At 64.7% G+C, this 12639-nt stretch carries 11 protein-coding genes and 1 other RNA gene; all 12 read left to right on the top strand.

The features are described from left to right. Nucleotides 1-2 precede the first annotated feature (2 nt). The 12 genes from ssrA to glnL all read left to right on the top strand — a co-directional run bounded on the left by ssrA (nucleotide 3) and on the right by glnL (nucleotide 12624). Nucleotides 3-387, top strand: a transfer-messenger RNA (tmRNA) gene (ssrA, locus tag V9L21_RS02705). 141 nt (nucleotides 388-528) lie between these two features. Continuing rightward, a complete protein-coding gene (locus tag V9L21_RS02700; RefSeq protein ID WP_337308946.1) occupies nucleotides 529-2124 on the top strand; it encodes a class I SAM-dependent methyltransferase in 1596 nt (531 codons plus the stop codon). Nucleotides 2125-2174: 50 nt separating this feature from the next. Next, nucleotides 2175-3908, top strand: coding sequence for a gamma-glutamyltransferase (ggt, locus tag V9L21_RS02695; RefSeq protein WP_337308944.1), 1734 nt, complete (start codon nucleotides 2175-2177; stop codon nucleotides 3906-3908). 54 nt (nucleotides 3909-3962) lie between these two features. After that, nucleotides 3963-4697, top strand: coding sequence for a pseudouridine synthase (locus V9L21_RS02690; RefSeq protein ID WP_337308942.1), 735 nt, complete (start codon nucleotides 3963-3965; stop codon nucleotides 4695-4697). Nucleotides 4698-4773: 76 nt separating this feature from the next. Continuing rightward, complete coding sequence (locus V9L21_RS02685; protein WP_337308940.1) at nucleotides 4774-5781, top strand: YncE family protein; 1008 nt, start codon at nucleotides 4774-4776, stop codon at nucleotides 5779-5781. After that, nucleotides 5765-6604, top strand: coding sequence for a polysaccharide deacetylase family protein (locus V9L21_RS02680; RefSeq protein ID WP_443304494.1), 840 nt, complete (start codon nucleotides 5765-5767; stop codon nucleotides 6602-6604). Before V9L21_RS02685 ends, V9L21_RS02680 begins: the two co-directional genes overlap by 17 nt. Before the next feature lie 9 nt (nucleotides 6605-6613). Beyond that, nucleotides 6614-7588 carry a sterol desaturase family protein gene (locus V9L21_RS02675; protein WP_337308936.1) on the top strand — a complete coding sequence of 325 codons (975 nt, stop codon included), beginning with the start codon at nucleotides 6614-6616 and terminating at the stop codon, nucleotides 7586-7588. A gap of 38 nt (nucleotides 7589-7626) precedes the next feature. Beyond that, the gene (locus V9L21_RS02670; protein ID WP_337308934.1) at nucleotides 7627-8508 is read left to right on the top strand and encodes an EI24 domain-containing protein; all 882 of its coding nucleotides are present in this window, start codon (nucleotides 7627-7629) and stop codon (nucleotides 8506-8508) included. After that, nucleotides 8505-9305 carry a competence/damage-inducible protein A gene (locus tag V9L21_RS02665; RefSeq protein WP_337308926.1) on the top strand — a complete coding sequence of 267 codons (801 nt, stop codon included), beginning with the start codon at nucleotides 8505-8507 and terminating at the stop codon, nucleotides 9303-9305. Before V9L21_RS02670 ends, V9L21_RS02665 begins: the two co-directional genes overlap by 4 nt. A 146-nt stretch (nucleotides 9306-9451) precedes the next feature. Then, nucleotides 9452-10867, top strand: a complete 1416-nt coding sequence (gene glnA, locus V9L21_RS02660; protein ID WP_126747480.1) for a type I glutamate--ammonia ligase — start codon at nucleotides 9452-9454, stop codon at nucleotides 10865-10867. Nucleotides 10868-11010: 143 nt separating this feature from the next. After that, the gene (locus V9L21_RS02655; RefSeq protein WP_337308924.1) at nucleotides 11011-11529 is read left to right on the top strand and encodes a hypothetical protein; all 519 of its coding nucleotides are present in this window, start codon (nucleotides 11011-11013) and stop codon (nucleotides 11527-11529) included. Between the two features lie 15 nt (nucleotides 11530-11544). Then, complete coding sequence (gene glnL, locus V9L21_RS02650; protein WP_157613012.1) at nucleotides 11545-12624, top strand: nitrogen regulation protein NR(II); 1080 nt, start codon at nucleotides 11545-11547, stop codon at nucleotides 12622-12624. Nucleotides 12625-12639 lie beyond the last annotated feature (15 nt).

The raw sequence follows: 12639 nt of genomic DNA, 5'->3' as shown, positions 1-12639 counted from the left end.
TTGGGGCTGCACTGGTTTCGACGTGGGTTCGGAGTCGCAGCGGGGCATGTCGAGCTGAATGCGCTCGTAAAACAGATTCAAACAAACTAACTGCAAACGACGAACGTTTCGCACTCGCTGCTTAATTGCCAGTGAGCCTTGCAACAGTTGGCCGATGGGCTGGGCAAGGGGGTCTGGAGCAATCCTGACCTCCCGGCTGCAAGGATAATTACATGGGCTGGCTCCGATCCGGGTACCTTGGGTCGGGGCGAGAAAATAGGGTACTGGCGTCCGGTTTAGCGTGTGACTGCGCGACTCCGGAAGCGAGACTTAAATCAGATCACTAAACATGTAGAACTGCGCGATGAAGGCTTGCGGACGGGGGTTCAAATCCCCCCAGCTCCACCACTCATCACAAAAAGCCAACCTTCGACAGGTTGGCTTTTTTTTGCCCGGACCCAAGGCTATAGTCAGCGGGCCTGTCACGCCGCCACGCTGCCCGCTCCTCGCAAAGGGCATCGCTGCCCGTCTCGACCCAAAAAGGACGCCGTGCCCGATTCACTGACTTCGACTCTCACCAGCTACTACGACGAGGTGCCCTACGAGTCGCATCCGTTCCCGCAAACCGCTGTCGAGCACCTGGAGGCCCTGGCCTTCCTGTTCGGTCTCGAGACGCCGCCGCCGGCCAGGGCGCGAGTGCTCGAACTCGGTTGTGCGGCCGGCGGCAACCTGATTCCGTTTGCGGCACGCCATCCCGAGGCAAACGCCCTGGGACTTGATTTGTCGAAGGTGCAGGTGGAGCAGGGCGTCGCGGCCATCTCGCGCGCCGGGTTGCCGAACGTGGAGTTGCGGGCGTTCAATCTCGCGGAGGTCGATGCCTCGTTCGGCCAGTTCGACTACATCATCTGCCACGGTGTCTACAGCTGGGTGCCCGGGCCGGTGCAGGAGGCGATCCTGCGCGTGTGCTCCGAGAACCTTGCGCCCAATGGCGTGGCTTATGTCAGCTACAACGTGTACCCGGGCTGGAAGGCGAGGGAGATCGTGCGCGACGCGATGATCCTGCGCGGCGCTCCGCGCGATACGCCCGACGAAAAGCTGTCCTATGCGCGCGGCATGCTCGAATTTCTCGAGCAGTCGGCCCGACCGGACAGCGTTCTGAAGAAAACGCTCGAGGAGACGATGCCCATCGTGCGCGGCTCCAGCGGCTACTACCTGCTGCATGAATTTCTCGAGCCCTGCAATGCGCCGTGCTACTTCAAGGAGTTTGTGGCGCGTGCCGAGGCGAACGGCCTCAGCTACCTGGCGGATGCGGAACCTTCCACGATGTTCGTGCAGAACTACGGCGAGAAGGTCCGTGAGCCGCTGCTGCGCGAATGCGGCGGCAGCCAGATTCTCATGGAGCAGTATCTGGACTTCCTGGTCAACCGCACCTTTCGCCAGACCTTGCTGGTGAAGCGGGGCCGAGCCGCCGATATCCGCTATCGGCTCGACCCGGCCCGGATTCGAAGCCTCGAGTTCGCCGGCGTGTTCGCCGCCGAGGACGGCGCCGCATTGACGCTCGACACGCGCGAGCAATCTTGCAATGCGCTGCGCAACCTGAAGGTCACGCTGCGCCTGCCGGTGCACAAAGCCGTGGCGCAAGTGCTCGACGCGAACTATCCGGCCAGCCTGTCGCTCGAGGCGCTGGTTGCCTCGGTGCTTTCCGCCACGGGTGAGCCGCGTGCTTCGGTCGAGCCCATCGTGATGTCGATGATCGAGGAATTGCTGATCCTCGGCGCCGTTCGGATCCGGCGCACGCCGGTACGGGCTGCAACCCAGGTGTCCGCGCTGCCGCTGGCGTTGGCTTCCGTACGCAGCGCGCCGGGTCTGGCGCTGTCCGCAGGAAATTCGGCCACGGTGTGCAACCAGTGGCATGAGTCCATGGGCCTCTCCGCGCTGGAGCGCTGCCTTTTGCCGCTGCTCGATGGCGCGCATTCACACGACATGCTGGCCGACTATCTCGCGGCCGAGGTGCGCGCCGATCGCTTGCGTTTCGTCCACAACGACAAGCCGCTGACCGATCCCTCACAGCTGAAGGAATTCGCGCTCAAACAGGTAGAGCTCGGCCTGAACGATCTGCGGCGCAAGGCGCTGCTCGTTGCCTGACGACCTTGCTGGCCTTTTCTCACCACTGAATTCAAGAAGGGATTTTTTCCATGCAGCAATTCCACTGGACCCCGACATTGCGCGCCGCCGTCGCGGCCGCACTCGTGCTCACGGGCGCAGGCTCGCACGCCGCGTCGCAGGCGCCCGTTGCGGCCGAGCACGGCATGGTCGTGAGCGCACAGCATCTGGCCACCAAGGTCGGCGTCGATGTTCTCAAGCGCGGCGGCAACGCCGTGGATGCGGCGGTGGCCGTGGGCTATGCGCTGTCGGTGGTGTATCCGGCCGCCGGCAACCTGGGCGGCGGCGGCTTCATGACGGTGCAGCTCGCTGACGGACGCAAGACCTTTCTCGACTTCCGCGAGAAAGCGCCCCTGGCCGCGACGCCCAACATGTACCTCGACAAGGACGGCAACGTCGTCAAGGGCCTGAGCACCAACGGCCACCTGGCCGTGGGCGTGCCCGGCACCGTTTCGGGCATGGAATACGCGCGCGAGAAATACGGCACCATGAAGCGCGCCGACCTGATCGCCCCCTCGATCCAGCTGGCCGAGAAGGGCTTTGCACTGGAGCAGGGCGACATCGACATGCTGCGCACCTCCACCAACGACTTCAAGAAAGACCCGGTCTCCGGCGCCATCTTCCTGAACAAGGGCGAGCCTTTCGCGGTCGGCCAGAAGCTGGTGCAGAAAGACCTTGCCAAGACGCTGCGCGCGGTCAGCACCAAGGGCGTGGACGGCTTCTACAAGGGCTGGGTGGGGCAGGCGATCGTGGCCTCCAGCCAGGCCGGCAAGGGCATCATCACCCAGGCCGACCTCGACCAGTACAAGACGCGCGAGCTGGCACCGGTCGAATGCGACTACCGCGGCTACCGCGTGGTGTCGGCGCCGCCGCCGAGCTCGGGCGGCGTGATCATCTGCGAGATGCTCAACATCCTCGAGGGCTATCCGCTCAAGGACCTGGGCTTCCGCTCGGCCGAGGCGGTGCACTACCAGATCGAGGCCATGCGCCACGCGTATGTCGATCGCAACAGCTACCTGGGCGATCCGGACTTCGTGAAGAACCCGCTCGACCGCCTGCTCGACAAGGGCTACGCCGAGAAGATCCGCGCGGCCATCGACCCCAAGAAGGCCGGCGTCTCCAAGGACATCAAGCCCGGCGTTGCGCCGCACGAAGGCAGCAACACCACGCACTATTCCATCACTGACCAGCAGGGCAACGCGGTGTCGGTCACCTACACGCTGAACGACTGGTTCGGCGCAAAGGTCACCGCAGACAAGACCGGCGTGCTGCTGAACAACGAGATGGACGACTTCACCGCCAAGATCGGCGTGCCCAACATGTACGGCCTGGTGCAGGGCGAGGCCAACGCCATCGCGCCGGGCAAGCGTCCGCTGAGTTCGATGAGCCCGACCATCGTCTCGAAGGACGGCAAGCCGGTGTTCGTGGTCGGCACGCCGGGCGGCAGCCGCATCATCACGGCAGTGCTGCACACCATCCTCAATGTGGTCGACTACGGCATGAACGTGCAGGAAGCCGTCGATGCGCCGCGCTTCCACCAGCAATGGCTGCCCGACGTGACCAACGTCGAGACCTTTGCCATCAGCCCTGATACCCGCAAGATCCTGACCGACATGGGCCACAACCTGGGCGTGCCGCAGCCGGCCAACCACATGGCGGCGATCATCGTGGGCGCGCCGTCATTGGGCGGCAAGCCAGTGGGCGCCAACCGCTTCTACGGCGCCAACGACCCCCGCCGCAACACCGGCCTCGCCGCCGGCTACTGACCCTGCAAACCAAAGGCGGCCCTGCCATGCCGGCGCGGCCGCTTTTTCATTTCCATGCACCTGCAAGACATCCTCTATTCCCAAGGCTTCGGCACGCGGCGCGTGTGCGCAGGGCTGATCCAGCAAGGCTACGTGACCATCGGCGGCAAAACCGCCGACGACCCCTTCGACGACCTCGATCCCGAAGGCCTGCTTTTCACCGTGCAGGGCACCGAATGGGCGTACCACGAGAAGGCCTACCTGATGCTGCACAAGCCGGCCGGAACCGAGTGCTCGCAAAAGCCTTCCACCTACCCGAGCATCTACACGCTGCTGCCGTCGCCGCTGCGTCTCCGCCCCAACAAGGGAGCGGTGCAGGGCGTGCAGGCCATCGGCCGGCTGGACCAGGACACGACCGGGCTGCTGTTGCTGACGGACGACGGCCAGTTCATCCACAAGATGGGCTCGCCCAAGCACCATGTTCCCAAGGTCTATGAAGTAACGGCCAAGCACCCGGTGGACGCGGCGCAGATCGAGAAACTGCTGGCCGGCGTGGTGCTCGACGACGACCCGAAGCCGGTGCGCGCCGCCGCCTGCGAATCGGACAGCCCGCTGCACCTGCGGCTGACGCTCACCGAAGGCAAATACCACCAGGTCAAGCGCATGCTGGCGGCCGTGGGCAACCGGGTCGAAGGACTGCACCGCTCGCGCATCGGGCAACTGGCGCTGCCCGAAGACCTGGCGCCGGGCCAATGGCGATGGCTCACGGCGGAACAGGTCGCGGCATTGCGTGCAAAAACAACGGTATAGGCTTGCAAGCACGGTCGGTCAGCCGCCGGTCGGGTCGGGCCGTTGATAATCGAAAGCACTCTTTCGGAACTTCCCCTTGCGATTCCTTGCCCGACCGAACGGCCGCCTCGCGGCTTGCCTGTTTTCTTGCCTGACGGTCTGGGTGGCACAAGCCGCCGCCGCTGCGCCCGCGGAGCCTCCGCCCATCTTCGTGCTCAACTCGCTCGACGCCAGCGTCAGCGTGATCAATCCGGTCGACTGGACTGAAAAGCAGCGCATCGCCACCGGCAAGGAGCCGCACCACATCTACATGACGCCCGACGAAAAGTCGGTCATCGTGGCCAATTCGGCGGGCGACTCGCTGACTTTTCTCAACCCGAGAACGGCCGAAGTGCAGCGCGTGGTCTACGGCATCATCGATCCGTACCAGCTGCAGTTCTCGCGCGACATGAAGTGGTTTGTCACGGCGGCCAACCGGCTCAATCACGTCGACGTCTACCGCTGGGACGGCAAGGACCTGAAGCTCGTCAAGCGCATTGCCACCGGCAAGACGCCCAGCCACATCTGGATCGACCACACCAGCACCGTCGCCTACGTGACCATGCAGGACAGCGACGAGCTCATCGCCGTCGACCTGCCGACGCAGACCATCCGCTGGCGCACCACCACCGGCGCCATGCCGGCTGACATCTACGGCGTGCACAACGACAAGACCCTGCTCGTAGGCCTCACCGGCAGCGACGGCGTGCAGGTGTTCGACGTGGCGGGGCCCGAGCCCAAGCTGGTCGGCAAGATCCTGACAGGCAAGGGTGCCCACGCCTTCCGTTCGGCCGGCGACGGCAAGAGCGTCTTCGTGAGCAACCGCGTGGCCAACACCATCAGCCGCATCGACCTGGCGACGCTCAAGGTCAGCGCCACCTACGCCGTTCCAGGCGGTCCCGACTGCATGGATGTGTCCGCCGACGGCAAGACCCTGTACGTCACCTCGCGCTGGGCCAAGAAGCTCAGCGTGATCGACCTGGACAGCCAGAAGGTCGTGCGCCAGGTCAATGTCGGCCGTTCGCCGCACGGCGTCTGGACCCTGGCCCATGCGAAAAGAATCTGAACGGGTTCCCTCGGCAAGCCGGCAAAGCCGGTTCCGCGGTGTGCCAGGCGTTGTCTTCGCCGTCGCCTGTGCCGCCATGCCCGTTGCCTGGGCGCAGGGTGCCTCTTGCGAAAAGCCGGTCTACCTGACCTTCGACACCGGCCACATGGGCGTTGCGCCGCTGGTGGCCAATGTGCTCAAGCGCCAGAACGTGCGCGTCACCTTCTTTGCCGCCGCCGAGCGCACCCAGACCGACGGCGACAGCCTCGACAGCCACTGGGCGCCATGGTGGAAGGCGAGGGCGGCCGAAGGCCATGAATTCGCCTCGCACACCTACGACCACGCGTACTGGCGCGGCGATCTCAAGGGCGTGGCGCCGAGTTTCCGCATCAAGCCCTCGGCGGGCGCGCTCGCGGGCCGCGAGTTCACCTGGAGCGCGGCCGAATACTGCGCCAACATCGGCAAGGCGTCCGAGCGGCTGGCCGTCATCACCGGCAAGAAGCCACTGCCGCTGTACCGCGCCCCGGGCGGCAAGACCTCGCCCCGGCTGCTCGCCGCGGCCAAGGCCTGCGGCTACGAACATGTGGGATGGTCGCCGGCCGGCTTTCTGGGAGACGAGTTGCCGAGCGAGAAGTTCAGCAACGAAAAGCTCCTGGCGCAATCGCTGGAAACCATCCGCCCCGGAGACATCCTGCTCGCGCACCTGGGCATTTGGTCGCGCAAGGACCCGTGGGCGCCGGCCAATCTCGAGCCGCTGATCGTCGGGCTCAAGGCCAAGGGCTTCTGCTTCGAAACGCTGCGCCAGCATCCGCAGTACCGCGCCTGGATCGCGTCCCACCCCTGAGGCCGTGTCGTGATCGATTGGTTGACGGATACCTTTTCCGCGCTGCAGGGCTGGTTCTTCGAAACGCTGATCCAGCCGCTGGTGTTCGCGGTCGGCCTCGGCGGCTGGACCGAAGACGCCTTCGACGCCACCGGCTGGCTGCTGGTCGGGTTCATCCAGGTCGCGGTGCTGCTCATGGTCATCGGGCCGCTGCAGCGTTGGCGCGCCGTCGAGCCGGTGACCGACCGCCGCGCCATCCGCATCGACGTGCTCTACACGCTCATCCATCGCCTCGGCCTGTTCCGGCTGGCCATGTTCTTCACGCTCGAGCCGCTCTTCGACGAAGCCATCGGGAGCCTGCGCATCGCGGGCTGGGGCACGTTTCACCTCGACGAAGCCTGGCCGGGCGTCACCGATGTGCCGTGGGTCGCCTTTGCGATCTATCTGGTGGTGCTCGACTTCGTTGGCTACTGGATTCATCGCGGCCAGCACCAGCTCAACTGGTGGTGGGGCCTGCATTCGCTGCACCACTCGCAGCGCCAGATGACCATGTGGAGCGACGACCGCAACCACCTGCTCGACGACATCGTGCATGACACCCTCATCGTCATCGTGGCGCAGCTCATCGGCGTGGCGCCCGGCCAGTTCATTGCGTTCGTTGCGTTCACGCAGCTCAGCGAAAGCCTGCAGCATGCCAACCTGAAGCTCGGATTCGGCGCCATCGGCGAGCGGCTGTGGATCAGCCCGCGCTTTCACCGGCTGCACCACAGCATCGGCCTGGGCCACGAGTCGCGCGGCGCCCACACGCTCGGCGGCCACAACTTCGGCGTGCTGCTGCCCTGGTGGGACATGCTTTTTCGCACCGCCAACTTCGAGCGGCGCTACGACCCGACCGGCATCCGCGACCAGGTGGAGCCCGGCGCCGACGGCCGGGTGCGCGACTACGGCAGTGGCTTCTGGGCCCAGCAGTGGCTCGGGCTGAAGCGGATGGTCGGCCGCGGCTGAGCGCCCGGCCCGCGCCCAGGCGTTATCCTTCGCACCCAATGCGTCTGCTTCTCGACTCTTTCTGGCGTGCGGTGGCCTATTGCATGCTGCCGCGCGTGATCGTGCTCTCTTTGCTGCCGCTCGCCCTGATGGTGCTGCTGGCCGCGGGCTTCGGCTACTTCTACTGGGACGCGACCGTGGCATGGACCCGCGAGGCACTCGAGGCCTGGCCCCTGCTGGCGAGCTTCTGGGGCTGGATCGGGCGGCTCTTTTCGGGCGACGTCACGGCCGTGCTGGCGCCCCTGGTGGTGGTGTTTGCCGCCACGCCGCTGATCGTGGTGGTCTCCCTGGTCATCGTGGCCGGTTTGATGGCGCCCCCGTTGACCGCGCTGGTGGCGCACCGCCGCTTTCCGACGCTCGAGCGCAAGAAGGGCGCATCCTTCTTCGGCAGCGTGGCGCGGTCGCTGGGCCTCACCGTGCTGGCGCTGGTGGCGCTCGTGGTCTCGATGCCGCTCTGGCTCATTCCGCCGCTGGTGCTCATCTTGCCGCCGCTCATCTGGGGCTGGCTTACCTACCGCGTGATGAGCTTCGACGCGCTGGCCGAACACGCCAGCCCGGAGGAGCGGGCCACGCTCCTGCGCGCGCACCGACTGCCGCTGCTCTGCATCGGCGTGCTGTGCGGCTACCTGGGCGCCGCGCCCAGCATCGTCTGGGCATCGGGCCTGCTGTTTGCCGCCGCCTTCTTCGTGCTGGTGCCGCTTGCGATCTGGATCTACACGCTGGTGTTCGCCTTCTCGTCGCTCTGGTTCGGCCACTACTGCCTCGATGCCCTGGCGCAATTGCGGGCACAGCGCGCGGCTGCCGCCGTCTCGTCCGCCTCCGGCGGCGCACCGGCCATCGAAGCCGACCAGGCCGTTCTTTCTCAATGGAAATCCCCATGACCCGCGCATTCGGCCTGATCGTCGTCGGAGACGAAATTCTTTCGGGCAAGCGTGCCGACAAGCACATGCCCAAGGTCATCGAACTGCTCGCCGCCCGCGGCCTGCAACTCGGCTGGGCCGAATACGTCGGCGACGAGCCCACGCGCATCACGGCCGCGCTCGGCCGGGCCTTTGCCTCGGGTGACATCGTTTTTTCGACCGGCGGCATCGGCGCCACGCCGGACGACCACACCCGCCAATGCGCCGCACAAGCGCTGCGGGTGCCGCTCGAACTGCATCCCGAGGCCGAGCTGCTGATTCGCGAACGCATGCAGGACACGGCGCGCGAGCAGGGCATTGCCTACGAGCCCGACCGGCCCGACAACATTCACCGCCTCAACATGGGCGTGTTTCCCAAGAGCGCGACGATCATCCGCAACCCCTACAACAAGATTCCGGGCTTCAGCGTCGATCACGTCCATTTCGTGCCCGGCTTTCCCGTCATGGCCTGGCCGATGATCGAATCGGTGCTCGACAGCCGCTATGCCGACATGTTCACCAGCGGCCAGTCGGCGGAAAAGTCGGTCATCGTTTTTGGTGCAATGGAGGCCACCCTCACGCCGCTGATGCAAGCCATCGAGGCCACGCATGCCGGCGTCAAGGTGTTCAGCCTGCCGAGCGTCGACCATCCCCAATATGGGCGGCACATCGAACTCGGCGTCAAAGGCGACCCGGTGCTGCTCGATGCCGCCTATTCCCAGCTGATCGAAGGGTTGCACGCCTTTGATGCCAAGCTTGGCCCAGAATTGGTGCGCTGAAATCGAGTGCACCAAATTAGTGATTATTCGCCTTCTTTTGGGGTTTGTACCCGTCGCCAGGGCCTCTTCGCAACGGGCGACAATGGCACAGAAACTGCATCCCCCCTCCCTGTATTCCTAACCACCATCCAACTCAGGAGAAACTGATGGCAAAGACCGTCGCCGATGTACTCAAGCTCGTCAAGGAAAACGAGGTCAAGTTCATCGACTTCCGCTTCACCGACACCCGTGGCAAAGAGCAGCACGTGACCGTGCCGGTCTCGGCATTCGATGAAGACAAATTCACCTCGGGCCACGCGTTCGACGGCTCGTCCATTGCTGGCTGGAAGGGAATCGAAGCTTCGGACATGCAGCTCATGCCCGACCCGAACACCGCCAACATCGATCCCTTCTTCGAAGAAACGACGCTGATCCTGACCTGCGACGTGATCGACCCCGCCGACGGCAAGGCCTACGAGCGCGACCCGCGTTCGCTCGCCAAGCGCGCCGAGGCGTACATGAAGGCTTCGGGCCTGGGCGACACCGCTTACTTTGGTCCGGAACCCGAATTCTTCGTGTTCGACGGCGTTCGCTGGAAGAACGACATGTCGGGCTGCTTCGTCAAGATCGAGTCCGAAGAAGCCTCGTGGAACACCGACAAGGAATACGAGCACGGCAACACCGGCCATCGCCCGGCAGTCAAGGGCGGCTACTTCCCGGTTCCCCCGGTCGACAGCTTCCAGGACATGCGCTCGGAAATGTGCCTGGTGCTCGAGTCGCTGGGCATTCCGGTCGAAGTGCATCACCATGAAGTGGCCAACGCCGGCCAGATGGAACTCGGCACCAAGTTCAGCACGCTGGTTCAGCGCGCCGACTGGGTCCAGCTGCAGAAATACGTGATCCACAACGTGGCCCACGCCTACGGCAAGACCGCCACCTTCATGCCCAAGCCCATCGTCGGCGACAACGGCTCCGGCATGCACGTGCACCAGTCGGTCTGGAAAGACGGCAAGAACCTGTTCGCCGGCGACGGCTATGCGGGCCTCTCGGACTTCGCGCTGCACTACATCGGCGGCATCATCAAGCACGCACGTGCCCTGAACGCCATCACGAACCCCGGCACCAACAGCTACAAGCGCCTGGTGCCCGGCTTCGAAGCCCCGGTGAAGCTGGCCTACTCGGCCAAGAACCGCTCGGCCTCGATCCGCATTCCGTTCGTGGCCAACCCGAAGGGCCGCCGCGTCGAAGCGCGCTTCCCCGATCCGCTGATGAACCCGTACCTCGGCTTTGCTGCACTGCTGATGGCCGGCCTCGACGGCGTGGAAAACAAGATCCATCCGGGCGAAGCCGCCAGCAAGGACCTGTACCATCTGCCGCCGGAAGAAGACGCGCTGATCCCGACCGTGTGCCACAGCCTCGACCAGGCTCTGGAATACCTCGACAAGGACCGTGCGTTCCTGACCAAGGGCGGCGTGTTCACCGATGCGTACATCGATGCATACATCGAACTGAAGATGCAGGAAGTCACGCGCTTCCGCATGGCGACCCATCCGGTCGAGTTCGACATGTACTACTCGCTCTAAATCGGCGGGCGCAAGCCCCTGACGGGTAAGTAAGACAGAAAGGACGGCTACGGCCGTCCTTTTTGCTTGGCGCGGAACATCTTGTCACCGATGGAGTCGAATTGCAGGAAAATGCGCCTTTGTCGCGGCATCCACCGATTCACATGAAGACTGCTTCTCTCATTTTTCTGGCTGGTTCATTGTTGGCCGTCGCCCTGCCGGCGTCGGCTCAGGAGCGCGTGTGGCGCTGCGGCAATGAATACACCAACAACTCGACCATCGCGCAGCAAAAAGGCTGCAAGGTCATGGAAGGCGGCAACGTCACCGTCGTGCAGGGCTCCGGCATGCCGGCTCCGGCCGCCCGGTCGTCGGGCGGCGGCGGGGGCTCCTCCGCCGCGCGTGCGCCGGCCGGCAGCCCGCGCGTGGAAGGCGTCGACCAGCGCGCCCGCGACGGCGAAGCCCGTTCGGTGCTCGAGTCCGAGCTCAAGAAAGCCGAGGCTCGCCAGGCCGAGCTTCAAAAGGAATACAACAACGGCGAGCCCGAGAAGCAGGGCAGTGAAGGCCGCAACTACCAGAAGTACCTCGATCGCGTGGCTGAAATGAAGGCCGAACTCGCGCGCAACGAGAGCGACATTGCAGGCATCCGCCGCGAACTCGGCCGCCTGCCGGCCAAGCAGCAGTAAACAGCAGGATATTCAATGGCATTTGGGAAGAAGGCGGCCGGCGCCAATCCGCGCTTTCAGTCCTTCGACCTGCTCTCCACGCTCATCGCAGTGGTCAGCACCAACGGTTCGGTGCTGTTTGCCAACGCGGCCCTCGAAGACGCGCTGGGCACTTCGCGCCGCACACTCGAAGGCTCCCAGTTCGGAGCGTGCTTTCATGAGCCGCACGTGCTGCGCACCGCCATCGACGGCGCTCGCAGCAACGACTTTGCCACGCTGCGCTACGAAGCCTTCTTGCGCCGCGTCAATCATGAGTTGATGCCGGTGCAGGTCACGCTCGCGCAGGGCGACAAGTCGGGCGAACTCGTCATCGAGATGTCGCCGCTGGAGCAGCAGGTGCGCCAGGACCGCGAAGAGCGCCTGCTCGACCAGGCCCAGGCCAACAAGGAACTCATCCGCAACCTCGCGCACGAGATCAAGAACCCGCTCGGCGGCATTCGCGGCGCGGCGCAGCTGCTGCAGATGGAGGTCGAGTCGCGCGACCTCATCGAGTACACGCAAGTCATCATCCATGAAGCCGACCGGCTGCAAACGCTGGTCGACCGCCTGCTGGCCCCGCACCGTCGCCCGCACGTGGTGGGCGACGTCAACATCCACGAGGTGTGCGAGCGCGTGCGCTCGGTCATTCTTGCGGAGTTTCCGCGCGACCTGCACATCGAGCGCGACTTCGACGTCTCGATTCCAGAGTTTCGCGGCGACCGCGAACAGCTCATCCAGGCCACGCTCAACATCGTGCACAACGCGGCGCAGGCCCTTGCCGAGCGCCGTGCGGCGGGTGACGCGCAGATCACTTTCAAGACGCGCATCGCCCGCCAGGTCATATTCAACAAGCAGTGGTATCGATTGGCACTGGAATTGCATGTCATCGACAACGGACCGGGTGTGCCGGACACGATCAAGGACCGCATCTTCTATCCGCTCGTATCGGGAAGAGAAGGCGGGACAGGGCTTGGATTGACGCTCGCACAAACTTTTGTGCAACAGCATCACGGCGTGATCGAGTGCGACAGTGTCCCGGGCCGAACCGATTTCAAGATATTGATTCCGCTGCCCTAGCAGCCACGGCAACAA

The organism is Variovorax sp. CCNWLW235 (assembly GCF_037204085.1).
Classification (GTDB): domain Bacteria; phylum Pseudomonadota; class Gammaproteobacteria; order Burkholderiales; family Burkholderiaceae_C; genus Variovorax.
This window is presented reverse-complemented; position numbering and strand designations above follow the sequence as displayed.